This is a genomic window from Legionellales bacterium, assembly GCA_026125385.1.
Classification (GTDB): Bacteria; Pseudomonadota; Gammaproteobacteria; order JAHCLG01; family JAHCLG01; genus JAHCLG01.
The window spans coordinates 1-26,666 of sequence record JAHCLG010000005.1 but is presented as its reverse complement, the minus strand read 5'-3'; the positions used below and the strand labels follow the sequence as shown (position 1 = coordinate 26,666).

Sequence of the window (26,666 nt, the reverse complement as noted above, 5' to 3'; positions counted from 1 at the left end):
AAACCCAAAATACAACAATCGCCTTCACTTTTTGCTTAAGATATGTTATCTGTGCTGTATTCATTGTCATAGGAATATCGGCATGCCCATACGTCGTATCGTACTTATTGGATTATTAGCAATTAGCCTGAAAGTCTTCGCGACTCCTTATCAGATAGGTCAAAACGTAGAAGTGCAATGGCGAGGCTATTGGTATCCTGGCGTCATTATTGGCAAAAATTCGCATCAGCAATGGCATGTGCGATTACCTCAATTTTCTGAAGAATGGGATCAATGGGTAGGAAACGATCGCTTGCGGTTACCTAGTGCACAGCAAGAAGTGGTATCAACTCCTGCGAAAACGTCTCAGCCTAATTTTGCTGTGGGGGATATCATCAAAGTGCAATGGCGCAATCAATGGTATCGTGCCAAAATCATAGATAAAAAGGCCAATGAATGGAAAGTTCATTACTTAGGATTTAGCCGTCATCATGATGAATGGATTAAAATCAATCGCATTTTAGTAACGCCTTCTCAAAAGATAGCAGAACCCAGCATTACTCATCCGCAACCGCTTCAACTCGCCATTGGCCAAACGGTGTTAGCGAAATGGCATAATCAATGGTATTTAGCCTCTATTAAAGCCATCGATCAACAGCGTTTTCGTGTTCACTATGTTGGATACGAATCGTACTGGGATGAATGGTTGGAGGCCAAACACATTCAACCGTTAGTGAGCGATACCACAACTCCTGCTGATGAAATTCAACAGGCGGAATATTCAGCGTTATTTCGTGCCACAAAAAATAATCAAGCTCAGTTGGTAAAAGAATTATTGGCTCAAGGAATTTCAGTCAACAGTGAAAATAAACAAGGAGAAACGGCCTTATTTGTCGCCGTTAAATATCAACTACCCGAAATGGTAAACCTTTTACTAGCTCACCAAGCCGATATTAATCACCTCGATAAGCACGGACAAAGTGTCTTATTATGGGCGGCACAACACCATGATTGGAACCTGGTGCGAGAATTACTCGAACAAGGCGCTTCACCCAATCGCGCGCGCGGTACTTTATTTTATTTAATTCAACGTAATAAAACTGATTTAGTAAAACTCATGATTGAAAAAGGCGTCGATGTTAATCGTGAAATAATCCCTGGACTTACCGCGTTACAATTAGCTCAAAATTTTCATCATGACGAAATCATTCGTTTATTATATTCAGTCGGAGCAAAAAATTAATGATCAATGTCGATCCTCAAGAAATTAAAAAATTTAATGAACTTTCTTATGATTGGTGGGATGAAAAAGGCAGCTTTAAAACCCTCCACGCGATCAATCCTTTGCGCCTGAAATTTATCGAAAAACAGCTGACTTTACAAAATAAAAACATTTTAGATGTTGGATGTGGCGGTGGCATTTTAACCGAGGGTTTAGCAAAAGCAGGAAATAATCAGGTAACAGGAATTGATATGGCAGAGCAAGCCATTGCCATTGCCAAACTTCATGCCGAAGAACAACAATTAAATATTCAGTATCGTGTTGCCAATATTGAAGAATATGCTCAGACACATCCTCGCGCTTTTGATTTAGTCACCTGCATGGAATTATTGGAGCACGTTCCCAATCCTTTAGCGATTATCAAGGCGTGTCAAATTATGCTTAAACCTCAAGGTGCCGCATTTTTTTCGACGATTAATCGTAATCTAAGCGCTTATTTACAAGCCATTGTGGGTGCAGAATATTTGTTAAAATTATTGCCTCGTGGCACCCATAGTTATGAACGTTTTATTAAACCTTCTGAATTAAGTCAGTGGTGTCGACAAGTGGGGCTTAGTCTACAAGAGTTGCAAGGAATTCGTTATAATCCTTTTACTTCACAATTCAGTTTAGATCAAAATTGTCAGGTTAATTATTTAGCCTATTGTCGACTTGAACCACCTGCATAAAATCGACAAGGAATACGTGTATGTTAATTTTAATAAGGAAATTGTTTTTTAGTCTGTTATTTTTAAGCACGCTTTGCTTTGCTAATCTCCCTATTCATACTATTACTATTGGTACGGGAAAGAAACAGGGCTTATATTATCCGCTGGGACAAGCCCTTTGTAATGTCATTAATCAGCATCAAAAAACGATTCATTGTGGGGTTATTGCAAGCCATGGATCCTTAGAAAATTTATTAGCCTTAGAACAGGGAAAAATTCAATTTGCCATTATACAATCGGACTGGCAATTTCATGCCTATCAAGGTAATCCCACTTATTTACAGGATAGCAAACTCAAGTATAAAAATTTGCGCTCATTGTTTTCACTCTATAACGAGCCGTTAACCATCATTGTGCGCAACGATTCAGCAATACGTTCTTACGAAGAGTTAAAAAATAAAATCATTGATATTGGCCAAGAAGGTTCTGGCAGTTATGCCACCGTTAAAACCTTATTGCATTTACTGGGCTGGCAAGAAAATGATTTTCATATCGTGAATAATATCCCCACTGAAAACGAAAAAGCCGCGCTATGCCAGGGAAAAATTGATGCCTTGATTGAGGTGGTGGGACATCCGAATCAACATTTATACGATATTTCGCAAACTTGTCCGATTCGCTTAATTACTATTCCCACCGCTAAAATTCATCAGGTTACCGCGCAATTTCCTTTTTATACTACTATGACTATTAGACCACACTTATATCGGGGTAATTCTAGCGCAGTCACCACCTTTGGTGTGCAAGCCACTCTTATCACGACCACCAATACCCCGGATTGGATAGTTTATGAGGTCACCAAAATGCTATTTACCCATTTTTCCCCGCTAAAATATGCAGATCCTCTCATCCATAATTTACAACCTGCGCTGACGCTCACCGGCAATGCGGCACCCTTTGCCCATGCGGCTTTACGTTATTATCAAGAGCGAGGTTGGAAATTAGGTTTTTAAATTCACCATCGTTATTTGCCACTGTACTTTATTCGTGTAAAATAAGTTATTAATTTTGCATAATATTTGCACTTAAATCTAGGTTCTATACCCAAAACAATGTTGAGAGCGACGCCAATACGCTTCAATTTTAATGCCTAAGTATTAACAGAGATTTAATCGGCTTAAAGATACAGGGAACAGGGAAATAATGTTAAGCACCGTTAATATAGCAACTGAAATGGATCGCATTCTAATTATTGAAGATAATGAAATCGATTTTTTTCTCCTCAAGCAAGTTTTTCAGCGTCATCAATTTAATCTTCAACTCATTCACCATGTCAATGGCAAAGATGCTCTCGATTTTTTAAATGATCATAAAAAATTTGATTATAAGCAATTGCCAGTCAGTGTGATTTTATTAGACTTAAACTTACCCGGCTTAGATGGCAGAGATTTATTGCGCTATTTAAAAAGCGATTGTATTTTGAAATTAATTCCCATCATTATTTTTTCAACCTCAAACAGCCACAACGATGTGAGTTACTGTTACGCCAATGGAGCGAATTCTTATATTCAAAAACCCGTAGAATTTCATGAAATCGATCGTACTATCACTGATCTCGTTCATTATTGGCTAGGCACAAACTTACTACCAGGTTAGATGAAAAAAGTTTCGTAAGATAAGGGGAAGCGATATGGTAATTGAACATCATCACTCATCTGCAGATGACTACATTATTGAAAAGCGTTTTATTACAATGGCAAACTCAGCGCCAGTCATGCTGTGGATGTCTGATGTTAATTCTGAGTGCTATTTTTTTAATGATGTCTGGTTAAGTTTTACCGGTAAAACATTAGAGCAAGAAATTGGTGTCGGTTGGACGGAAGGTGTTCACCCGGAAGATTTGCAAAATATGATCGATGTCTATTTAACGGCATTTAATCGTCGCGAACCCTTTCGCATGGAATATCGTTTACGCAGTAAAAATGGGCATTATCACTGGCTGCTCGATCAAGGCACTCCTTATTTTGACCAAGAAAATAAATTTTGTGGTTACATTGGCTCCTGCGTTGATATTAGCGATATTAAACAATACGAACAGCAACAACAAACTTTAATCAATCGCTTGCTGAATACCAATGCCGAGCTTGAAAATTTTGCTCATATTGTTTCTCATGATTTACAAGAACCGGTAAGAAACATTGTCGGCTTGCTCGATTTACTCACCCGTAAAATTGAAAATAATTTAGATGATGATGCAAAAGAATTAGTGAGAATGATCGACTTTAGCGGTAAAAAAATGAAACAACTCATCGAAGGCTTGCTGTCTTATTGCCGGATTAAAAACGAATCTCTCACTTTATCGCCCGTTGATATGAGCGAAGTGATAACAACTGTTTTAGTGAATTTACACAGTAGTATTACGGAAAATACAGCCACCATCACTTACGGAGAACCTTGGCCTTTAGTTATGGGAAATAAAATTCAAATCATTCAACTTTTGCAAAACTTAATCAGTAATGCCATAAAATATCGCAGTGATCTTGCACCTAAAATTCACCTGGATTGGCAAGCGAAAGAAAATTTTTGGCAATTCAATGTTAGTGATAATGGTATTGGCTTTGATAATCGTTTTTCTGAAAAAATATTTGATATTTTTAAACGCTTACATACCGATAAAAAATATACCGGCTCGGGCATTGGTTTAAGTATTTGCAAAAAGGTTGTAGAAATTCATGGGGGAACGATTTCTGCCAAAGCCATTCCCAATCAAGGTGCTATTTTTACGTTTACCTTACCTGCCGCCTAATCAATAGGAGAGTTGCCGTGGCTAGCGCAGAAGAGATTGCAGATTTATGCAGTAAATTGGATTGGGATGTCACGTATATCGATGAAACTCAGCTTTATCCTGCTGAAATCAGTGGCACTCCGTGGCTTTCGCATGCGGCTTGGTCGAGCTGGCAAGAACCGTATAAAACCACCTATCAACAGTATGTAATTTTACAAGAGGATAAAGAACGTAGCGTCAAAGCAGTCAGTGAATTATTTGGACGCCTTCAGGATATCGAACAATTACCTCCATCATGGTTAAGCACACTCAAATTGCATTCGGCAATTTTTCCTTTAGCAGAATTTATGGCGGTCGTGGGAAATTTACGCGCTATGCGTTTTGGTCGTGATAGCGCGTGGCGCAATATGGCGTGCTTTGGTGCACTCGATGAATTACGTCATACCCAAATCCCGCTACGCTTAATGCATTCCTTATTACGATTTGATCCCGCTTTTAATTGGACGCACCAGTTTTATCATACCAATAACTGGATTGCCATCGCTGCCAGACATTTTGCCGAAGAATTATTATTAACCGCCAATCCAATTGAATTTGCCTTAGCCACGAATTTTGTGTTTGAAACCGGATTTACCAATTTACAATTTATTGCTTTATCAGCACTTGCTCATGGTACTCATGATAAATTATTTGAAAAAATGCTCAGCAGTATTCAAACCGATGAAGCTCGTCATGCTCAAATTGGTCCTGCGGTATTAACAATTATTGCTCAACACGATCGCGATTACGCGCAATATTTATTAGATAAATGGTTTTGGCGTAGCTGGTTATTATTTTCGATTATGACGGGATTTGCCATGGATTATTTTACTCCTTGTCACGCTCGTCAATCGTCATTTAAAGAATTTATGCAGGAATGGGTTATCGATCACTATGTGCGCTCATTACAAGAATACGGCATGCAAAAACCATTTTATTGGGATTTATTTTTAGAAAATATTGAATATTATCATCATATGGTTTATGCCAGTGCTTATACGTATCGCGCGACGACTTGGTTTGATTTTGTTATGCCAAATCCACAAGAGCGCGAATGGTTAAACGAAAAATATCCAACATCGTGGCCTCATATTGCTCCTATTTGGCAACATCTGGATAAACGTTGGGAAGCGTCACCACCCGAAGTGATGTGGTATACGCATGGCGCTACCCCGATTGGGTTTTGCCAATTGTGTCAATTAGTATTGTGCAATGGCACGCCCCTGCATAATCATGCGCGAATAAAAATTCATCAAAATAAAAAATATATTTTTTGCTCTGAACCGTGTGAATGGATTTTTACTCAAGAGCAGGAAAAATATTCTCAGCATCAAGATGTAGTTTCGCGCATTCTCGGAGGTCTAGCGCCTGGTAACGTATTTGAATTAGCCAAACATTATTTTAATTTAGACGCGACTATCTGGGGAAAAGATATAATGCGAGGGAATTATTCATGGTTAAGGAGAAATCAGCATGACACAAAAAAATGATCATGAATCTCAACTCATTCCTTTATACGGTTTCTTACAAGGAGATAGTTTAGGCCTATTAATTTTAGCCAATTCACTCGATACTGTACTCACCGCAGCACAAAAATTACAGCAAGCGGCTGCTGTCCGCGTGCCAAGCGGCAGCATTAGCAAAGTTATTCATCAAGGGCGTGAATTAGAACTTAATAAAAATATTTTGGCTGCTGGAATAAAACCCTTAGATCGAATTGATGTTGTGCAAATCGTAAATTCAGTGGATTTAAAAGGTTAATACAGTATGTTAATCAAATTATTTCCGCTTTCAGAATTGTGGCAAGGTGAAATGCGATCATTTAAAATCCATGACACCAACATTGTAATTATCGCCGCGAATAATCATTATTACGCTTATGAAGATCGTTGTTTACATTTAGGTGTGCCATTAAGTGCAGGTCATCTAGAAAATACCGTATTAACTTGTAGTGCACATCATTGGCAATATGATGTGACCAATGGCTGTGGCATTAATCCTCCTTGTATACAATTACGCTCATTTCCGCTGCAAGTGATTGATGATAATTTATGGCTAGAATGGAGTGAATAATATGTCGACTGATAATACTAATAACTGGGATCTGAGTGATGGAGTTGGTCCAGTCCTACTGCCCAACACCACCTCGGCAGCAATTATTCAAGCCATTCGCGAATTAAATTATCCTGTTGTGGTTGAAGATAAATTAGCGTATTGGCGCGTATTAGTGCCTAAGTATTGTGAAGTTACTCTTGCTTGTATTGAAAAATATTTAAATGATACTTTTTATTTACCTCAAGATTTGGAAAAAAATATGACGGCCTTTCGGGGTAAATTGCAAATTCTTGCTGACAAACTGATTTGGTCTTATCAACCACTTGATCAAGAGAAAAACCGATCATGAAAAAAACTTATTGGCATTTAGAAAAACAACGAAAAATTCCCGATGATTACACCTTAACCAGCGAAAAATTACTTTATCATCCAGAAAAATCGTTTGAAATTAATACGCCATTTAAACAGTGGTATCAACAATATGTATTAGAATCCCCTTTACAAGCAACGGACTGGGAGGAATTTTCAGATCCTGCTAAAACCACTTATAGTAGCTACGTCACCCGTCAAAGCAAACAAGAAGAATTTACTCAAAAATTATTGTTAACCATGCAAGAACCACAGTATCTCAATAATTTATCGCCAGCCTGGATACAGTTTCTTCAAGATTTTTTTGGCACCCTACGCTTTCCCATTCATGGATTGCAAATGCTTGCAAGTTATATTGGCCAACTCGCCCCGAGTGGAAAATTAGCTATTGCTGCATTATTTCAAGCTGCCGATGAAATGCGTCATATTCAAAGTCTTGTCAATAAAATTGTTACCGTAACGGCAAATATTGCTGATTTTAAGCGCGTTTCACGCCATACTTGGCAAACCCATCCAGCATGGCAACCTTTACGTAAAACCCTCGAAACGCAATTAATTTGCTATGATTTTGGCGAAACACTCATTAAAACCAATCTAGTGATTAAGCCTATGTTCGATTATTTTTGTTTTTATCAACTGGTGCCATTAGCACTCGAACAGCAAGATTATTTATTCTCCGAATATCTGTTATCGTTATATAGGGATTGCCAATGGCAATTAAATTATTCACAAGCACTCGTGCAGTTACTCATTCAACTACAGCAAAAAAATCTCATCTCAATAGAACAGTGGGTTAAGCAGTTATACCCCAGCATGTACCAGACGATTGAGCAGTTAAGTGCGGCTTTGCAACCACTATTGCCGACACAAAAAAATAATTCAACCCTCCTTCTTGAAGAATTAGATCGATTTTATCGAGGGTATTTAACTCAGTGTAGTATTAAAATTGCGGCAAAATAATTTTGAAAGTGGTTCCTTGATTAATTTCGCTGTCGATTTTGAGAGAATTCAAATTATTTTTTCATAAAGCAACTCCATGAGCAAATACAAGATGATCAAGATTTGTTTGACTTAGCGAAAATCCCCGCTTAAAATATGCATAACTTTTATATAAAGCCCCTTAAAAAGGGGCTTTAAGCAAATATTATGATATGACTTATAAAGCAAAGGTATACATCGATCAACTAATAGGACGAGGCAGGATTGCCTTTACTATTGGGCAGATGCAAAACGATCTTGGAATAACAAACAAAGCTGCTAGACGGATGTTGGAGCGCCTTTTATATAACAAAGAGATAACAACTCCTGCGAAAGGTTACTATCTAATTTTAACTCCTGAATTTAGAACATTAGGTTGCTTACCGCCCAATTATTTCATTGATGATTTAATGTCGCACTGGCACAAAATCTATTATGTTGGATTACTAAGCGCTGCCATGTTTCATGGTGCCGCTCATCAACAACCTCAAAATGTTCAAGTTGTGTTGCCTGCTACTCGCCCTGATATTATTTGTGGAAAAGTTGCTATTCAATTTATTCAAAATGCAGCTTGCCACAAAACACCTGTAGAATTCTTAAAAACACCCACAGGGACATTGTTGGTTTCGACCATAGAAGCCACCGCAATGGATTTGGTGAGATTTATGCGGCAGAGTGCTGGCATTAATCGGGTTGCCACCGTTCTTCATGAGTTGGGAGAGCAACTAGACAAGAAAAAACTGCTTGAATTGACAACCGTGTTTAAAGAATCTGCATGGGTACAGCGATTGGGTTATTTACTAGAATTATTAGGCCATGAGGATACGGCGCAATCGCTATTAGCATATTTAAAAACCATAAAATCAAGGAGGATACCCTTAGTACCCTATCTAGGGATAAATAATGCTGAAAAATGCAAAAAATGGCAACTTTATATTAACGCCAAGGTGGAGAGCGACTTAGATGATACCGAATAAACATATTATTCATTGGCGACAATATGCGCCTTGGGTTTTCCAATCACAAGTAGAGCAGGATTTAGTATTAAGTCGCGCGCTAGTTTTACTATTTCAACAACCGATTATTCAAGAAACATTAGCATTTCGTGGTGGGACGGCACTGAATAAACTTTATTGTGATTCTTTAGCTAGATATAGCGAAGATATTGATTTGGTACAAATTAGAGATGAGCCAATAGGTGAAGTGATGGGGGCGATTCGTAATGCTATTGATCCGTGGTTAGAGAAAGCATCCTGGAAACAAACAGCAAGATCAGTGAAATTTATTTATCGCTTCAATTCTGAAGACATCCCTCCAATACCGCTTCGCCTCAAAATTGAAATTAATACCGTTGAGTCGTTCACGGTGTTTGGCTTTCAAGAAAAAGACTATCAAGTGGAAAATCCTTGGTTTTCAGGTAAGGCAAGCATAAGAACGTATACGCTAGAAGAATTAATGGGCACAAAACTAAGAGCACTTTATCAGCGAGCTAAAGGGCGAGACTTATATGATCTTTGGATGGCGATTACCAAACTTAACGTGAATTGTCATAGTATTTTAGAAGCATTCACATACTATAATAATCAGCATAAAATTAAAATCAGTCGTGCAGAGTATGAAAAAAATCTATTTGAAAAAAGTCAGTCGAAAGATTTTTTGAGTGATGCAAAGCAAGTGCTACCAGCAACTAGTGCTTGGGAACCAGAGAAAGCGTTTCACGTAATATTTGATAAGCTTATTAATCAACTTCCAGGGGAACCATGGAAAAAATAATCCTCAATACTCCCTAAAATTGCGGCAAAATAATTTTGAAGGTGGTTCCTTGATTAATTTCACTCTCGACCTCAAGCCTACCCTGATGTTTATCAATAATTAATTTACAAATATTAAGCCCCAACCCTAGACCTTTGCGCTTTGCTTCGTTTTCCACTTGATAATAGGCATTAAAAATTTTACTGAGATGCTCTTTGGGTATCCCACAACCAGCATCGCTGATTGCAATGGTCACATAATTATCCGTGGTCGAGGAAACTTTAATATGAATAGTGCTATTTTCTGGAGAAAATTTAATGGCATTATTCAAAATATTAATAATAACTTGCAAAATGCGTTTTTCATCAGCATGGATTGTATGAATGGATTTATTGAATTCTGTACTCATCTGAATGTGCCTGGACTCGGCATTGGTATGAGTTAGCTTGATTGAATGATTGATTAATTCTTCAATGAGAAAATCTGCCTTTTCTAAAATCATTTTGTCTGATTCGAGTAACATTAAATCAGTCAAATCATTAATATACATTTTTAGTTGATCGCAACACTCTAGGACATTTTTTAATATCTCTTTTTGTTCTTTGCTTAATTCACCCATAATCCCATCTAATAAGATATTAATAAATTCATAAAGTGCGGTTAAAGGTGTTTTTAATTCATGCGATAAAACGTGATGTAATTTATGCAAGTCATCATTCATTTTTTGTAAACTGGTATTAGCCAGCGATAAACTAGCATTTTTTTCGCGTAATTGATCTTCAAGATAGCGTTTAATGACACTATTGGTAATAGCACGATGCAAGGCTTCTTGGGTGAGGCGTGATTTAATAATATAATCACTCACTCCTAATTTTAAGGCTTGAGATGCGACATCTTCATTACCTTGACCGGTTAACATAATAATGGGGGGATAAGCGTTAAAATTTTGCTTAATCATGTCAATAAATTCTAAGCCGGTATAGTCAGGTAAATGATAATCAATTAATACACAATCGAACTGTGCAGTGGCTAATAAATTTAACGCCATTTCAGCCGTGTCGGCTGTGGTAATTTCATAATTTTTTTGATGTGGGAAATTATGAATGTGTTCTTTATATATTAGTCTATCGACTTCATTATCGTCGACGATCAGAATTTTCACTACATCTTGCATGATTTGTCCTCATCCTTATGACTATTGAGGTATCAATATAAAATAACTGATCGAACTATAGTCTACTTAGGCTATCTTTTTATCCCTAACAAACGTTCACTGAGTATAGTAAGATAACTTTATCACTAAGCTTGATTATCTACAAATTATTCATTTTCCTACTGTTTTCTCAGGCAACATAAATTTAAGCGTTACCGTGGTTCCTTGGTTGACGGCAGAATCGATACTCATCTCACCATTCAAGCGATCGATATGGGTTTTGACTAAATACAACCCAAGACCACTACCTTCACAGTGATTATGATGAAGCCGCACAAACATATTACCCACAGAAGCAATTTTATCGCTTGGTATACCAAGGCCATTATCTTGCACTTGAATATAAAAGAAATGATTATCATTAAAGGTATTAAGCTTAACAAATTGTTGTGATTTTTCACGATGGCTATATTTAACGGCATTAGAAATTAAATTATTTAATATTTGTTTTAAGCGAGTGTGTTGAACAATGAGCGATCGCGTATGATTAAAATTCGTGATAAATTTGACTTTAGAATCTGCAAGTTGAATATCCAATTCTACTAAACAGGTATCTAAGAATTGCTGAAAATCAAACTCCACCGATTCTTCTTTGATAAAATCTACTTTAGTTAACGAAAAAATATCATCCAATAAACGTTTCAATGTTTTTGCTGAATGATGAATTTTATTAATATTGTTAATAGCACTATCAATTTGTTCATTCTTAATGTCTTCTAACGCAAAATGCGATAAATGTGAGATATTAACTAAAGGTTGTTTTAAATCGTGTGAGGTGCGATACGAAAACTGTTGCAATTCTTCATTTTTTTCAATTAAACGTTTTTTTGCAGCTTCACGTTCTGTTAAATCGATGACACTACTAATAATATAAGTATCTTCACGGGCGAATACCGGTCTTAAACCAATTTCCACAGGAAATTGCTCACCATTTTTCTTTTGGCCGAATAAATCACGCCCCGCTCCCATGGAACGAGGTGTGGGATTTTTAATATAATATTGCACAAACGTGGGATGCATTTCTTTGACTTTATCGGGTACTAACATTTCAATGGGTTTTCCCAATAACTCAGATCGAGGATAGCCAAATAAGCTTTCTGTTTGTTCATTGACTAATACTATCACCCCTTTAGAATTTACCATCAACATGCTATTGGGTGCGGCCTCCACCGCGCTACGAAATTTTTCTTCGGCTTTTACTCGCTCAGTAATATCAATTATCGAAGCCATCACCAATAATTCACCATCATCATCCAGCGGATTTAATCCCACTTCAATTGGAAAGGTATCGCCCGATTTTTTCTTACCATGTAAATCCAAACCGACCCCCATACGTCGAGGAAAAGGATTTTTAAAATATTGGGTTACATAATCAGGGTGAATAGATTTACTGGAATCGGGAATTAATATATCAATTTTAGCATCTAAAAGAACTTCTTTTGAATATTCAAACAAAGCTTCTGCAGCATCATTGGCTAAGCAAATTTTGCGTTCGTTATTCACTAATAATAATGCTACTGGGGATTTAATAAAAATTTTTTCATAAATATTCATTAATGGCCTCATTTAAGGTATTCGCCATTAATGTATTATCGACTTCCTTAATTAAAAATTTTTTTACAAATTGGTAGCCAAGCGCTTTTTTAATATCGCGTGTTTCTTCGGAAGACGTTAACATCATTAAAATCGGGGGCGGAGCAAAGGACGAGTGTTGTAACGCATTTAAGAGTTCAAAACCATCCATCACTGGCATGTTGATGTCTAATAAAACTAAATCGTATTGATTAATTTTGTTGAGAGCTTCTTCACCATGACAAGCAAAGCCAATTTCTTCGAGAGCCGGATTCGATTGCAATAACCGTTGGCAAATATACTGAAAATTTAAGTCATCATCGACTATGAGGAGTCTCATCGACTGTTCCATCCTTAGCTTTTCTATGCAGATTGGGCTAGGTTATTCAATTTCTAGCCCAAAATCAATATATGAACGTGCGGTCAGTAAAATAATTATTATTGGGTAAATGAAGTCACCCCAGAAATACCACCGACACTGCCACCGCTTTGGAATAAGCTGTAACCCGTGGCTTTGAAAATTTCGGGTAAGAAAATTAGTGCCGCAGCAATAAATACTAAAGCAATTGGGGTACCAATCGGAATTTGGGTGGGGTTGTCTTTATGGGCTTTAAATTTTAAAATAGCCCCTACGCCAAATCCCATGCCAGCCACATACGAACCCGCCGTGATTAATCGTGCTAAAGCACCAAAGTTAGACGTTAACGTGTTAGCCATGGCACCCAATGAATTGGGATTTACAGAACTCGCAAAGGCAGGGTCCACCAAGAATAAACCACAAACAATAACATATAAGCCCAGCCAAAATAATGTCAGTTTTTGTTTCATCGATCTTACCTCAATATTAAGCGCCCAAAAGTAAGTACACTTGTCGCATTTTAATCTATTAACCTTAAGAAAATATTAAGCCTTGGCAGTTTTTATTCACTCAAGGCTTTTTCAATCACTTCAAACACATCGGACGATAATTTAGGCAATTTTGCAATGCGTTGCAATTGCGCTTTCATCAGCTCGGAGCGTTTGGCTTCCAAACGTTGGTAGCGCGTTAGCGGTTCCAACATTCTGGCGGTGATTAATGGATTTAAGGGTTCTAATTCAATCATGGCATCGGCTAAGAGTTGATAGCCTCTGCCACTGACATCATGAAAATAATGTAAGTTATGCAAAGAAAAGCTCCCTAACAACGCTTTCACTTTATTGGGATTTTTCAAATTAAATCCAGGATGTTTGAGTAATTTTTCTATATTATCGAGCGTGTCGGGTAACACCGACATGGCTTGTAAAGCAAACCATTTATCCATCACCAGCGGGTTGCTTTGCCATGTTTGATAAAATTCATCGAGTGCTTGTTGACGCTCTGGGCATTGCATATCGTTTAATGCCGTTAAAGCGGCCATAGTATCCGTCATGTTATCGGCCGTTTTAAATTGCTGATAAGCCATCGCCGCAATCTCAGGCGTATCTAAAACGGCTAACAGTTGCAAATAAAAACCATTTAAATCGCGACGTCCCACTTCGCTCATCGTGTAAGAATAAGGCTGCTGAGCACGAGTCGCCTGATACGCTTGCATTAATTGCGAAGATAAAGAGTGTGCAATAGTGGCAAGTAAAAAATGACGCACCTGGCGATGAATATCAGGATGAATTTCGGCAACCATTTCAGCAATGGTAGTTTCACTGGGGAAGCGCAATAAACGCGATTTGAAATAAGGATCAATCTGCTTATCTTCCATGATGGCATGAAAGGCTTGAATAAACTTTTCATCTAAGTGCAAGGTTTTTTGTGCTTTAACATCATTAATCAGTCGTAAGATGAGCGATAACACTAAGCGTTGTCCTGCCTCCCAACGATTGACATTATTTTTATCGTGCTGCCACAAAAATATTAATTCATCTTCACGGTAGTCGATGTTCAGTTTGACTGGCGCACTAAAATCTCGTAACACGGAAGGAAGCGGTTTTGATGTTACATTCACAAATTCAAATGTTTGTGATACTTGCGTGAAATTTAAAATCATTTCGTGGTGAGTTTCTTGGGTATTTTTTAATTGTAAGGGTAAGGCCTCGCCCGTTTTTGCATCGAGTAACCCCATTTTAATTGGCATGTGCATGGGTAATTTGTGAGGTTGCCCTGGCGTTGCTGCTAAACTTTGCTGAATGGTTAAGTGATATTCTGCTGTTTCTGGAAAATATTGTGAAGATACGGTGAGCACTGGGGTACCTGCTTGACTATACCATAATTTTAATTGGCTAAAATCAACCTGATTGGCATCGGCAATCGCAGCAGCAAAATCGTCGCAAGTCACGGCTTGCCCATCGTGACGTTGAAAATATAAATCCATACCACGACGAAAACCTGCTTCCCCGACAATGGTTTGCATCATGCGAATTAATTCAGCGCCTTTTTCATAAATGGTGGTGGTATAAAAATTATTAATTTGAATATAGGAATCTGGACGAACACTGTGAGCTAAAGGACCTGCATCTTGGGGAAACTGATAATTACGCAGTTTAACAATATTATTCACACGATGCGCATCGCGGGAAGTAATATCGCTAACAAATTCTTGATCGCGAAAAACGGTTAGACCCTCTTTCAAACTTAATTGAAACCAATCACGACATGTTACCCGATTCCCCGTCCAATTATGAAAATATTCATGTCCCACAACTAGACTAATATAAATATAATCGGTATCCGTAGCTGTTTTGGAATTGGCTAAGACAAATTTTGAATTAAAAACATTTAAGCCCTTATTTTCCATTGCGCCCATGTTAAAATCATCGACTGCCACAATCATGAAAATATCTAAATCGTATTCTAAGCCAAATTTTTCTTCATCCCATTTCATCGCAAGCTTTAGTGAATCGAGCGCATGTTGGCATTTATCTTCGTTACCCGCTTGCACGAATATTTGCAACACCACTTCCCGCCCCGACAGAGTTTTATAATGATCGGCCACACACACTAAATTTCCACCCACGAGCGCAAATAAATACGCGGGTTTTTTAAAGGGATCTTGCCACAACACCCAATGACGGTTATCGCTGAGTTCGCCTTTTGCCACCAAATTACCATTCGATAATAAAACCGGATAACGGGATTTATCAGCAATAATTTTGGTGGTAAATTTTGCCATGACATCGGGTCTGTCGAGATAATAGGTGATGCGACGAAACCCTTCGGCTTCACATTGCGTACAAAAATTGCCGCTGGATTTATATAACCCTTCTAATTCCGTATTTTCTTGGGGCTTGATGTGGGTGACGATGGTTAATTTAAATGTTTCGGGAGGATTTAGCAGTGTTAAGCCTTGTTCATCCACGCTATAATCCGCTGTCGTTAAAGGCGAATCATTAAGATGAATGCTGACTAATGTTAATTTTTGCCCATGCAACCGTAAGGGTAAACGTGCTTGTTCGGGATTACGATAATAAGCGACTTTTGACGTCACTTGGGTAACCTCTTCCCCTAATTCTACGGTTAAATCGATGGTATCCACCCAAAATGGCGGTTGTTGGTAGTCTTGGCGATAAATAGTTTGCATGGTCTGTGACATTTTGCTGATTCTCGTTACTGAATAATAAAACGGCCATTGTAGGTAGGCTGAATCTAAGTTGCAAGCTAAGCTCGGCCTATCGCGATAAGCGCACAAAAAAAATAAACAAAAACTCTCTTACTCGGCCCATCTGTAGTCTATAATCAAATGTAAGGGGTTGATTTGTCGTAGGATGTTGAGTAACTTTTAAAGTGAGCAAGTAAATCCCAGTTCAGCATCACACTCGAGGGGAATAAACCATGGGCACCGAAATCTTTAATCATTTCAAAGCACGCTATGAAAAACGTCAAGAAGAAGAATTAACACTCGAAGAATACTTAGAATTATGTAAAACCGATCGCATGGCTTATGCCAATGCCGCCGAACGCTTACTCGAAGCCATAGGTAAACCCACGTATGTCGACACCAGTCACGATCAACGCATGAGTCGAATTTTTGCCAATAAAGTCATTAAAACGTATAAAGCGTTTTCGGAATTTTATGGCATGGAAGAAGCGATTGAACAAATCGTGGCGTTTTTTACCCACGCTGCACAAGGCTTGGAAGAAGAAAAACAAATCCTGTATTTGCTAGGCCCCGTTGGTGGTGGTAAATCGTCTTTAGCTGAACGTTTGAAATCGCTCATGGAAAAAACCCCATTTTATGCGCTAAAAGGCTCACCGGTACATGAATCTCCCTTAGGCTTATTTGATCCGCAAGAAGATGGTCCTCTACTCGAAGAAAAATATCATATTCCTCGTCGCTATATTTCAACCACACTTTCCCCATGGGCTGTCAAACGCTTACATGAATATAATGGCGATATTACCCAATTTAAAGTAGTGAAAATTCATCCTTCGAAACACGATCAAATTGCCATTGCAAAAACAGAGCCTGGTGATGAAAATAATCAAGACATTTCATCGTTAGTCGGTAAAATTGATATTCGCAAACTCGAAGATTTTTCTCAAAACGATCCTGATGCCTACAGTTTCTCCGGTGGCTTATGCTTAGCCAATCGCGGGGTATTGGATTTTGTGGAAATGTTTAAAGCGCCACTCAAAGTATTGCATCCCCTCCTCACGGCCACCCAAGAGCGCAATTATAATGGTACTGAAGGCATTTCTTCTATTCCCTTTGATGGCATTATTTTAGCGCATTCGAACGAATCCGAATGGCATGCGTTTCGCAATAATAAAAATAACGAAGCCTTTTTAGACAGAATTTATATTGTGAAAGTGCCTTATTGTTTACGCGTGTCTGAAGAAACTAAAATTTACGAAAAATTATTGGCCTCCTCTTCCTTGCGCGATGCCATCTGCGCACCAGACACCTTAAAGATTTTGGCACAGTTTTCCGTATTGTCGCGATTAAAAGAACCGGAAAATTCCAGCATTTATTCCAAAATGCGTGTTTACAATGGTGAAAACTTAAAAGACACCGATCCTAAAGCCAAATCGTATCAAGAATATCGCGATTTTGCTGGTGTGAATGAAGGCATGGAAGGACTCTCCACGCGTTTTGCATTTAAAATTTTATCGCGAGTCTTTAATTTTGATCATAGCGAAGTGGCGGCTAATCCCGTTCATTTATTATATGTCCTAGAAAAACAAATTGAACAAGAACAATTTCCACCGGAAATTGCTGAGAAATACGTTTCCTTTATTAAAGGTTATCTAACTCCGCAATACATTGAATTTATCGGCAAAGAAATTCAAACTGCCTATTTAGAATCGTATTCTGAATACGGGCAAAATATTTTTGACCGCTATGTAACGTATGCGGATTATTGGATCCAAGATCAATCCTATCGCGATCCCGACACTGGTGAAAACTTTGATCGTCAATCATTAAACGAAGAATTAGAAAAAATTGAAAAACCAGCGGGCATTAGTAATCCTAAAGATTTTCGTAATGAAATTGTTAACTTTGTGCTGCGTGCGCGTGCTAACAATAATGGTAAAAATCCCGATTGGCGCAGTTATGAAAAATTGCGTTTAGTGATTGAGAAAAAAATGTTTTCCAACACCGAAGAATTATTACCGGTTATTTCCTTCAATACCAAAGCGTCTGTTGAAGATCAGAAAAAACATGAAGATTTCATCGCTCGCATGATGGAAAAAGGCTACACCAAAAAACAAGTACGCTTGTTGTGTGAATGGTATTTGCGTGTTCGTAAATCGTCATGAGGTGATGCATGTCACAAATTATCGATCGCAGATTGAATGGTAAGAATAAAAATATTGTCAACCGACAACGTTTTATTCGCCGTTTCAAACAACAGATTAAAAAAGCAGTTGAAGATGCTGTCAGTAAACGCAGCATCACCGACATTGAAAATGGCGAAAAAATCATAATACCCAAACGCGATCTTTCTGAGCCGTTTATTCATCATACTAATGGCGGTAAACGCGAAGTCATTCACCCTGGCAATAAAGAATTTAATTCAGGCGATCGCGTGTCGCGCCCTGATGGTGGTGGTGGCGCTGGTGGTGGCGGCGGTGATGCCAGCCAAGATGGCGAAGGAGAAGATAATTTTGGCTTTGAAATTTCCCGCGAAGAATTTTTAGAATTATTTTTTGAAGACATGGAATTGCCCGATCTCATCAAACAAAAAATTGCTCGCATTCCTTCGTATAAATACGTGCGCGCGGGCTACACCACCTCGGGAATTCCAAGCAATATTAATATCGTACGATCCATGCGTAGCGCGCAAGCACGTCGCATTGCTTTAGGAAGTCCTTATAAAAAACAATTAAAAGAAGCAGAAACGGAACTTGAGCAACTCGAAAAAACTAATGGCGATATTGCCTTAATTGAAGCCTTAAAACAAAAAATTGCCAGTTTAAAAAAGAAAATTATTGCCGTACCGTATATCGATGAAATCGATTTACGCTATAATAACCGCATAAAACTGCCAAGACCTACCACACAAGCCGTGATGTTTTGTATTATGGATGTGTCGGGTTCTATGGATGAAATGAAAAAGGATATCGCCAAACGTTTTTTTATTTTACTCTATTTATTTTTAACACGAAATTACGAGCGAATCGAATTAGTATTTATTCGTCATCATACTTCCGCCAAAGAAACCGATGAACAAGAATTTTTTTATTCCCGCGAAACTGGCGGTACCGTGGTATCGAGTGCTTTGGAACTGATGAAAAAAATCATGGACGATCGTTACTCTCCTAGTGAATGGAATATTTATGCCGCCCAAGCCTCCGATGGTGATAATTGGAATGCCGATTCGCCTTATTGTCGCGATTTATTACAAAAAGACATTATTCCCCTCGTACAATATTTTGCTTATGTGGAAATTATGCCAAGACATCATCAAAGTTTATGGGAAGCCTATAAACAACTTGATGAACGCTTTGACAATTTCGCCATGCAAAAAATTGATAATCGCTCCGAAATTTTTCCCGTACTCCATGAATTATTTAAAAGGCAACCAGCATGAAACGTAATGTCATTTCTACAGGTTCGGAATGGTCTTTTGAATTGCTCGATGCGTACGATAAAGAAATCGCGCGCATTGCCGAGTCTTATCGTTTGGATACCTTTCCCAATCAGCTTGAAGTTATTTCCGCAGAACAAATGTTGGATGCATATGCGTCGCATGGCATGCCATTAGGTTATGCTCATTGGTCGTATGGAAAACAATTGGTGAACTTATCAAAAAATTATCAACGCGGTGCCATGGGTTTGGCTTATGAAATTGTCATTAATTCCAATCCTTGTATTGCGTATTTAATGGAAGAAAATACCATGGCCATGCAAGCGCTAGTGATTGCCCATGCTTGTTATGGGCATAATTCTTTTTTTAAAAATAATTATTTATTTCAAATTTGGACTAACCCCGATTCGATCATCGATTATTTATTATTTGCTAAAAATTATATTCATGAATGCGAAGAACTCTATGGCGTTGAAGCGGTAGAAACCATTATTGATGCCTGTCATGCGCTGAGTCATCATGGTGTCGATCGCTATAAACATCCTCCCAAATTATCGCTGCAAGAAGAACGTGATCGCCAAAAACGATTAGAGGAATATCGCCAATCACAATATAACGATCTGTGGCGCACCATTCCGCAAAAACAAGCCAACGACGATGCCAAAGCCATTAAACGTTTTCCCGAAGAACCCCAAGAAAATATTTTATATTTTATTGAGAAAAATGCTCCATTATTAGAACCTTGGCAACGTGAAATTGTACGAATTGTTCGTAAAATCGCCCAGTATTTTTATCCGCAGCGCCAAACGAAAGTGATGAATGAAGGCTGGGCAACCTTTTGGCATTATCGAATTATTAATGATTTGTACGATCAAGGTTCGGTGACTGATGAATTCATGATCGAAAATTTACAATCGCACACTAACGTGATTTACCAACCACCTTTCGATAGTAAATATTATTCAGGCATTAATCCCTATACCTTAGGTTATGCTATTTTTACCGATCTCAGACGTATTTGTGATAATCCCACGGCTGAAGATCAAGATTGGTTTCCACACATTGCTCACAGCGATTGGGTGCAAACCTTAGATTTTGCCATGCGCAATTTTAAAGACGAAAGTTTCATCGCCCAATATTTATCGCCCCGCGTCATTCGCGATTTAAAATTATTTTGTGTCTTAGATGATGATGAACTCGATTTTTTAGAAATTTCCGCTATTCACAATAAGGCGGGTTATCAACATGTGCGCAGTAGTTTAGCTGAACAATATAATCTCGGTTCGAACGAACCCAATATTGAAGTTTATAATGTGGATACTCGTGGTAATCGCTCACTGACATTACGTCACCATCAATACAATCGCAAACCACTCGCTGCAACCGAAACTCAAGAAGTGCTAAAACATTTACACACACTTTGGGGCTTTGACGTCCATTTAGAATCCGTCGATCACCAAGGTAAGATTATTAAAACCTTTCATTGCCCAGAAAAAAGTTCAGAATAAGATTGAACTTGAATTAATCTGTCACACTAAGCTAAGATCCATGAGTTACAATGCCCGCACATCGCAACGTAGCCTAGAACGCAGCGCAGCATGTAGCCTGGAACGGAGCGCAGCATGTAGCCTGGAACGTAGCGCAGCGAAGATCCAGGATCAAAGTTTTAAAATTTCACCGTTCCCGAATTCCGCGTTGCTCAATCCATCCCACTTATTCTGTGATGAGCAAAATATAAATATAATATTAATGAGTCGAGGTATAATTATGTTAGCAAATGTTTTTAACACTCTTAAACAAATAGCAGGAAAAAATAAAAGTAAAAACAAATTATCACCAAATACCATCAAAAAAATTCAACAAGCACAACAACAAGCTGGAATTAATACACCTTCCAAGCCTACTCCAAATACTCCATCGTCACTGGAATCAATCACAGCGCTTTTGAATAAAATAGCAGAAATAAATAATAAAAGTAACAATACATTATCACGAGCCATTCTCAAAAAAATTCAAGATACACTACCTAAACATGGGATTAATCAGTCTTCCAAGCTTCTGAATAAAAATGCCCTAACTTTATTGATTATTAGCCTCTTACTCCAAGCAACGCGCACTGCCGCTAAATATACCTGCTTGGCTAATCCACAACCGGAGTTTAATAACACTGCACTGTGTATTAATACCGATGGTTCCTCAAGGCAAATACCTTCGTATCAAGATCTGCTCGCTTGTTTGGTAAGTTATGGTTTTAATACTCTGGTTGATATACCCGAAAGTGCTTTAAAAATGCTTACCTCAATTTCTTGCAATTATGAAAATTCAGAATCTGGGCCATTAGACCTTGTTATTAATGTGGCAGAATCTTTAGCTAAAAATAGCACGCTAGTATTAAATACAATAGCTCACGTTCTTAAAAAATTAAGTACAGTATTGAATAACCAGTGTGATGAGCTGGAACCTTCGAATGACTTTACAGGTCTTTATATAATTTTTGGGATTGCCGGTCTAGCCGCCTTTGTTGGGAGTTATTATGGTTATAAGGATTGCAAAAAGGCTCCAGCAGCAGCGCCAGGATATGTTGCTCTTCCAGGAGCAGCTGCGGGTGTCGTAGTGCCTGTTGCTGCGGCCGGCGGCGGAGCTGCGGGTGCCGCAGCTGCTCCTGTAGATCCAACCTCCAGCTCAGGTGCAGCCAACAGGATGTGATCTTGGTTAGTGCTGTAGCTTGGATCGCATCGCAGCGGTGATTCAGTACGTAGCCTGGAACTTCGCTGTGCTGCGATCCAGGATCGAAGTTTTAAAATTTCACTGATCCTGGATCTTCGCTTACGCTCCGTTCCAGGCTACTTTTAATCGACTAAATTAACAAAGGTATTAATATGCTCTCTAATATTTATAAACTTTTTGGATATAAAAATTCTACGAATAAAAACACCTTGCCAAAAAAGGAATTAGCGAAAATTAAAGATGCGCAAAAACAACAAGGTATTGTGATAAAGCCACAGACGAAAAATCAATCGTTTGACGAAACTAGCAATCAGCATTTTTTTAATTCTTTTTTATTTAGCGTTAATAAGAGCTTATGCTCCTTTTCTCTTAAGAAATTCACTTTATTTTTCTTTCTTGGCGCATTAACCAGCATGACAAATAAAGCAAGCGCCACTAATACGCGTGGCCTTCCTTATCTATGTTATTCAAATCCAAACATTCCTTTCAATAATACCGCAATTTGTTTTAATACAATCGGTTCAGCCATTAGACCGGCGTTAGAGAATTTAAAAACCTATCTCCAACAAAACAATTTTAGTGATCTTTCTTTCGTAACTCCCGATACGCCTGGCATAGTTTTAGAAAATCTTAAAACCTTTGTGTGCGAATTCTTAAACTATACCAGTAATAACTTGATTCAACTTAAACTTAACACTGCCGAGCAATTATCAAATAACTCCCCCTTCGTTTTAGATGTAATAAATAATACCCTTGCGTATTTTAATAAAGAATTACATCAACAATGTGAGCTATTAGGATTAACGGACAATACATCTGGTTATGATGTTAAAGAGTATATTCTTTTCGGGGGAGGTTTATCACTAGCAATAGGTGCTCTTTTATATATCATAAAAAAATATGATAGTATTGGAGAAGGAATTGCTAATCTTTTAGTGGCTCCCTTGCTAAATAGTCAAGGGCTTGCTGCAGGTAGGAACGGTCTGATCTTGGCTTATAGGTATGCTATGCATAGATAATAAGAAACATGAGAAAACTATTCAGGGAATTTTCCTGGATCGTAGCTTAGCGGTGATCCAGGAACATAAATAACCGCATACTGAATTTAATCAAGTTTCGTGACGCGTTTAAAGATTGAAGATTAATCGAGATCAAGTCTGGATCTTCGCTACGGTACTTTCCAGGCTTCCAGGCTGTGCTATTTTTCTTTAACCAACAATGGATTTTTGTGCCATGCTATACATGTATAGCAACTCTTGAGGATTTAGTCATGTTGATGTTAGCCATTCGATTATCTGACGATATTGAATAACGCCTTGCTCATTTAGCAAAAGCGACGGGGCGTACCAAAACTTTTTATGCTCGTGAAGCCATTATGGAGCATCTTGGTGATCTCGAAGATCATTATTTAGCTGCTCATCGTTTAGAATACCCCAGCGAGCGCGTAAGTCATACGGATGTGGAGAAGGCACTTGGCTTGGACGATTGATCGTAGGGTGTAGCCTGGAACGTAGCGTAAGCGGAGATCCAGGATCAGTGAAATTTTAAAACTTCGATCCTGGATCTCCGCTTACGCTACGTTCCAGGCTACTTCCAGGCCACGCCTATTGGCTGGCGATGAGTTTTAACGTGCGTTTGGCTTCTTTTAGGCCGTTGGTGGCGGCTTTTTGGAACCAGTAAATAGCGAGGTTATCATCTTGTTTAACGCCTAAACCGTATAAATAATTTACCGCTAAATTATATTGGGCTTCTGCCATGTTTTGTTTGGCGGCTTTTTCAAACCAATAAGAGGCTTTGACATCGTCTTCGGCAAAACCACCGACGCCTTGCGTATACAACAGTCCTAGAAAATATTGCGCATCGGCTTTGCCGGCTTTGGCTTGTGCTTCGATATAGGGAATAATTTGATGGTGACTGTCTTTGGAGATCGAATTAAAATAAGTTTTTTGTAAAAATTTTTCGATATTAATATCACCTTGGTGAGCCGCTTGGCGAAACCAATATAAGGCTTTTTCGGGATCTTGCTTTACGCCTTTACCGTAAAAATACGCGACTCCTAAATAAACACGTGCATTATCATCGCCATTTTCAGCCGCTAATTTCAGCCACGCCAAGGCTTTTGCATAATCTTTTTTTACCACCACGCCGTGAATATAAATCATGCCCATTAAATATTGTAAACGACAGTTAGCCGATTTTACGGCGGTTTTAATTTGTTCTAAATCTTGCTTGCTACAAGTGGCGGTAAAATCTGATTCGGGTTTTTTGGCCCAAGCCCCAGCAAGACTGAATGCCAAAATTATTACCATTATTTTAAATTTTTGCACGATAAAAACCTCCATTATTTGTCGTCATCTTCGCTGTTATTTTCATTCTCGTCATAGTCACTCAATCCGCGACGCAGATAACGAGAATAGCGTAATGCTGGACGAGTATACAGGTATTCCACTTCATCAGCTAGTGCCTGATAAAGCCTATGAAGAGATTCTCGATAACGCAAACATGCTAAGGGTTGTTCGGAAAATAACATGGCAAACACATCAATGGCTTTATCATGGTTTATTTTTTCTATATTGGCTAATTTATTCAATAATAAAAGTCGTTTTTTGCATTCTTGCAGATGCTGTCTCTCACTCGAATTATCGTATAAATCACTCGCTGAAGTCAGGTGCTTCTGAGAAATTTTAATATACTGGCTAAAGGCAAAACGCAAAGTTTGTAAATCATGCTGGAATGCATTTTTTTGAATATGCAAATTTTTATTTAATTTATCGAGCGCAGCAGCTAAAAATGTTTCTAATTTTACATGCGCCTCTTTCTCGTCTGCAAACGCAGCAGCATCCATAGCCTGTAAATATTCAATGCGTAAGAATAGATCGTGCTCTAGTTTTTCTAGTTGCGACATATTGAGATTTTGGGTCAGACTAACGTGCTGTGACTTTTCTTCACTCAGCGCTACATGTACTTTTTGCAAGGAGTAATACAAGAATTTAAGAATGCACTTACCCTCATGCAAAGATTGGTGCATGGCTTGGCAACGTTGTTTTGCTTGCGCACAATGAAAAAGCTCTTCGTTTTCTGTTGCACTCTCGTTTTTAAATTGTGCGCTTAAGGATATTTTTAAGCGATCTTCAAAGCGCTTTTTGTGATCGATCATGTGATTAACTCCCTGTTATTACTTTAAGAGTCTGTAACCTTGAATAGTGAGTCATGAGAAAATAGTTTGCATAAATCTTATTTGAGAAATGAAGTTTTTCCATTTTTATCAAGATTTTTCAGCACTTGAATTGCTTGCAGCTTATGCATTTTTCAATCTTAAGTCTACAGAAATACCCAAAAATAGTAATCTATCTGTAGACTTAATTGCAATCTGTATCCGTATCAACTGCATTCTGTTGTTCATCAATCAACAAGTTGCCATCGCACTCTAGCCTATCACTGTAGGAGTCCCAAGAAAAGTGCCCTTGCATTTATCCGTACTCCATACCGTATACGTTTCACCGGCGGCACTTAAGGTTTGTTCATAAAGTTTCATGGGTTCTGACCACGAGCTGCCATCGTGATTTTTACCGCTTACGATAGCATTCACGAGATTAAAATATAAATGATCTTTGATCTCAGTTCGGTAAGACAAATAACGGATCGTCACGCCGTTTAATCCTTTCACCCCATTTTTGCTAGTAATTTGCTGAATGGTGGTGACAATCACACTGGGGGTGTGTTGGCGACAATACTCTAAAGTAGTTTTTGGATTAAGCGGAGTGATATGGTTGAACACCGCCGTCCAAATCACTTGAGGCGACGCCGCCTGTGCCACAACTAGTGAAAAAGCATTTATCAATAAAAAAATACTCATCAGTTTTTTTAAACGCATCGTGTATCCTCTGTGTGGTAACGCCGAGATAAGGCTATAAGGAGCTTCTACCCAAGCGTAATGAATATTGTCTGCTTATTTTTGCAGTTTCTAGGGGATGAGTAAACTCTATAATTAACATCCCGTATTTCGCTGCGCTTCATACGGGCTACAGGCAAGTAGAATGCTATATCCATCCGATTAGCAAGGCAGATAAAATTACTATAAACTACTCCTTTTAACGGCAAAAGAGAGCATAGCTGTGTCCTTGCAAGCAATATTAGCCTCACTATTTTTTATTACCGCACTTGCCAGCTATTTAAATTATCGTTTTTTTAAATTACCCAATACCATTGGTATTATGATAATCACCCTCGCCTTTTCACTGCTATCGATTATATTGAGTCAGACTGGTG

At 38.3% G+C, this 26,666-nt stretch carries 25 protein-coding genes and 1 pseudogene; 18 read left to right on the top strand and 8 right to left on the bottom strand.

What is annotated here, in order from left to right; translation table 11 throughout:
- Positions 1 to 82: 82 nt before the first annotated feature.
- The 12 genes from KIT27_03070 to KIT27_03015 all read left to right on the top strand — a co-directional run bounded on the left by KIT27_03070 (position 83) and on the right by KIT27_03015 (position 9,907).
- Positions 83 to 1,222: an ankyrin repeat domain-containing protein gene (locus KIT27_03070; GenBank protein ID MCW5588625.1), complete on the top strand. Its 1,140-nt coding sequence runs from the start codon at positions 83 to 85 to the stop codon at positions 1,220 to 1,222.
- Positions 1,222 to 1,929, top strand: coding sequence for a bifunctional 2-polyprenyl-6-hydroxyphenol methylase/3-demethylubiquinol 3-O-methyltransferase UbiG (ubiG, locus tag KIT27_03065; protein ID MCW5588624.1), 708 nt, complete (start codon positions 1,222 to 1,224; stop codon positions 1,927 to 1,929). The genes KIT27_03070 and ubiG overlap by 1 nt, the downstream gene beginning before the upstream one ends.
- A gap of 20 nt (positions 1,930 to 1,949) precedes the next feature.
- A complete protein-coding gene (locus KIT27_03060) occupies positions 1,950 to 2,921 on the top strand; it encodes a TAXI family TRAP transporter solute-binding subunit (protein MCW5588623.1) in 972 nt (323 codons plus the stop codon).
- A gap of 190 nt (positions 2,922 to 3,111) precedes the next feature.
- Positions 3,112 to 3,564, top strand: coding sequence for a response regulator (locus KIT27_03055; GenBank protein MCW5588622.1), 453 nt, complete (start codon positions 3,112 to 3,114; stop codon positions 3,562 to 3,564).
- A gap of 34 nt (positions 3,565 to 3,598) precedes the next feature.
- Complete coding sequence (locus tag KIT27_03050) at positions 3,599 to 4,714, top strand: PAS domain S-box protein (protein ID MCW5588621.1); 1,116 nt, start codon at positions 3,599 to 3,601, stop codon at positions 4,712 to 4,714.
- Positions 4,715 to 4,731: 17 nt separating this feature from the next.
- Positions 4,732 to 6,222: a YHS domain-containing protein gene (locus KIT27_03045; protein ID MCW5588620.1), complete on the top strand. Its 1,491-nt coding sequence runs from the start codon at positions 4,732 to 4,734 to the stop codon at positions 6,220 to 6,222.
- The gene (locus tag KIT27_03040) at positions 6,206 to 6,493 is read left to right on the top strand and encodes a hypothetical protein (protein MCW5588619.1); all 288 of its coding nucleotides are present in this window, start codon (positions 6,206 to 6,208) and stop codon (positions 6,491 to 6,493) included. The genes KIT27_03045 and KIT27_03040 overlap by 17 nt, the downstream gene beginning before the upstream one ends.
- A gap of 6 nt (positions 6,494 to 6,499) precedes the next feature.
- Complete coding sequence (locus tag KIT27_03035) at positions 6,500 to 6,805, top strand: Rieske 2Fe-2S domain-containing protein (protein MCW5588618.1); 306 nt, start codon at positions 6,500 to 6,502, stop codon at positions 6,803 to 6,805.
- 1 nt (position 6,806) lies between these two features.
- Positions 6,807 to 7,136, top strand: coding sequence for an MmoB/DmpM family protein (locus tag KIT27_03030; GenBank protein MCW5588617.1), 330 nt, complete (start codon positions 6,807 to 6,809; stop codon positions 7,134 to 7,136).
- Positions 7,133 to 8,116 (top strand): hypothetical protein, encoded by a 984-nt coding sequence (locus tag KIT27_03025; GenBank protein ID MCW5588616.1) that lies wholly within the window; start codon positions 7,133 to 7,135, stop codon positions 8,114 to 8,116. The genes KIT27_03030 and KIT27_03025 overlap by 4 nt, the downstream gene beginning before the upstream one ends.
- A gap of 191 nt (positions 8,117 to 8,307) precedes the next feature.
- Positions 8,308 to 9,111, top strand: coding sequence for a type IV toxin-antitoxin system AbiEi family antitoxin (locus tag KIT27_03020; protein MCW5588615.1), 804 nt, complete (start codon positions 8,308 to 8,310; stop codon positions 9,109 to 9,111).
- Positions 9,098 to 9,907 carry a nucleotidyl transferase AbiEii/AbiGii toxin family protein gene (locus KIT27_03015; GenBank protein MCW5588614.1) on the top strand — a complete coding sequence of 270 codons (810 nt, stop codon included), beginning with the start codon at positions 9,098 to 9,100 and terminating at the stop codon, positions 9,905 to 9,907. The genes KIT27_03020 and KIT27_03015 overlap by 14 nt, the downstream gene beginning before the upstream one ends.
- A gap of 13 nt (positions 9,908 to 9,920) precedes the next feature.
- Here KIT27_03015 and KIT27_03010 read toward each other — a convergent pair whose 3' ends face one another.
- The 5 genes from KIT27_03010 to pepN all read right to left on the bottom strand — a co-directional run bounded on the left by KIT27_03010 (position 9,921) and on the right by pepN (position 16,231).
- Complete coding sequence (locus KIT27_03010) at positions 9,921 to 11,060, bottom strand: hybrid sensor histidine kinase/response regulator (protein MCW5588613.1); 1,140 nt, start codon at positions 11,058 to 11,060, stop codon at positions 9,921 to 9,923.
- 150 nt (positions 11,061 to 11,210) lie between these two features.
- A complete protein-coding gene (locus KIT27_03005; protein MCW5588612.1) occupies positions 11,211 to 12,653 on the bottom strand; it encodes a PAS domain-containing sensor histidine kinase in 1,443 nt (480 codons plus the stop codon).
- Positions 12,640 to 13,011, bottom strand: a complete 372-nt coding sequence (locus KIT27_03000) for a response regulator (protein MCW5588611.1) — start codon at positions 13,009 to 13,011, stop codon at positions 12,640 to 12,642. Before KIT27_03000 ends, KIT27_03005 begins: the two co-directional genes overlap by 14 nt.
- A gap of 98 nt (positions 13,012 to 13,109) precedes the next feature.
- Positions 13,110 to 13,499 carry a type IV secretion protein IcmD gene (locus KIT27_02995; GenBank protein ID MCW5588610.1) on the bottom strand — a complete coding sequence of 130 codons (390 nt, stop codon included), beginning with the start codon at positions 13,497 to 13,499 and terminating at the stop codon, positions 13,110 to 13,112.
- Positions 13,500 to 13,591: 92 nt separating this feature from the next.
- The gene (pepN, locus tag KIT27_02990; protein MCW5588609.1) at positions 13,592 to 16,231 is read right to left on the bottom strand and encodes an aminopeptidase N; all 2,640 of its coding nucleotides are present in this window, start codon (positions 16,229 to 16,231) and stop codon (positions 13,592 to 13,594) included.
- Between the two features lie 239 nt (positions 16,232 to 16,470).
- On the opposite strand from pepN, the gene KIT27_02985 reads away from it, so the two are divergent.
- From KIT27_02985 to KIT27_02960, 6 genes and pseudogenes are all read left to right on the top strand, one after another.
- A complete protein-coding gene (locus KIT27_02985) occupies positions 16,471 to 18,399 on the top strand; it encodes a PrkA family serine protein kinase (protein MCW5588608.1) in 1,929 nt (642 codons plus the stop codon).
- A gap of 8 nt (positions 18,400 to 18,407) precedes the next feature.
- Entirely contained in the window at positions 18,408 to 19,673 is a 1,266-nt protein-coding gene (locus tag KIT27_02980) for a YeaH/YhbH family protein (GenBank protein MCW5588607.1), read from the top strand.
- Positions 19,670 to 21,178 (top strand): SpoVR family protein, encoded by a 1,509-nt coding sequence (locus tag KIT27_02975; GenBank protein ID MCW5588606.1) that lies wholly within the window; start codon positions 19,670 to 19,672, stop codon positions 21,176 to 21,178. The genes KIT27_02980 and KIT27_02975 overlap by 4 nt, the downstream gene beginning before the upstream one ends.
- A gap of 259 nt (positions 21,179 to 21,437) precedes the next feature.
- Positions 21,438 to 22,376: a hypothetical protein gene (locus KIT27_02970; protein ID MCW5588605.1), complete on the top strand. Its 939-nt coding sequence runs from the start codon at positions 21,438 to 21,440 to the stop codon at positions 22,374 to 22,376.
- 173 nt (positions 22,377 to 22,549) lie between these two features.
- Positions 22,550 to 23,416: a hypothetical protein gene (locus tag KIT27_02965; GenBank protein MCW5588604.1), complete on the top strand. Its 867-nt coding sequence runs from the start codon at positions 22,550 to 22,552 to the stop codon at positions 23,414 to 23,416.
- A gap of 257 nt (positions 23,417 to 23,673) precedes the next feature.
- A pseudogene (locus KIT27_02960) lies at positions 23,674 to 23,886 on the top strand (TraY domain-containing protein).
- A 115-nt stretch (positions 23,887 to 24,001) separates the two neighbouring features.
- Here KIT27_02960 and KIT27_02955 read toward each other — a convergent pair.
- The 3 genes from KIT27_02955 to KIT27_02945 form a co-directional block, all read right to left on the bottom strand.
- Positions 24,002 to 24,724 (bottom strand): sel1 repeat family protein, encoded by a 723-nt coding sequence (locus KIT27_02955; GenBank protein MCW5588603.1) that lies wholly within the window; start codon positions 24,722 to 24,724, stop codon positions 24,002 to 24,004.
- A 14-nt stretch (positions 24,725 to 24,738) separates the two neighbouring features.
- The gene (locus KIT27_02950; protein MCW5588602.1) at positions 24,739 to 25,554 is read right to left on the bottom strand and encodes a hypothetical protein; all 816 of its coding nucleotides are present in this window, start codon (positions 25,552 to 25,554) and stop codon (positions 24,739 to 24,741) included.
- A 270-nt stretch (positions 25,555 to 25,824) separates the two neighbouring features.
- Entirely contained in the window at positions 25,825 to 26,253 is a 429-nt protein-coding gene (locus KIT27_02945) for a hypothetical protein (protein ID MCW5588601.1), read from the bottom strand.
- Between the last annotated feature and the right edge of the window lie 413 nt (positions 26,254 to 26,666).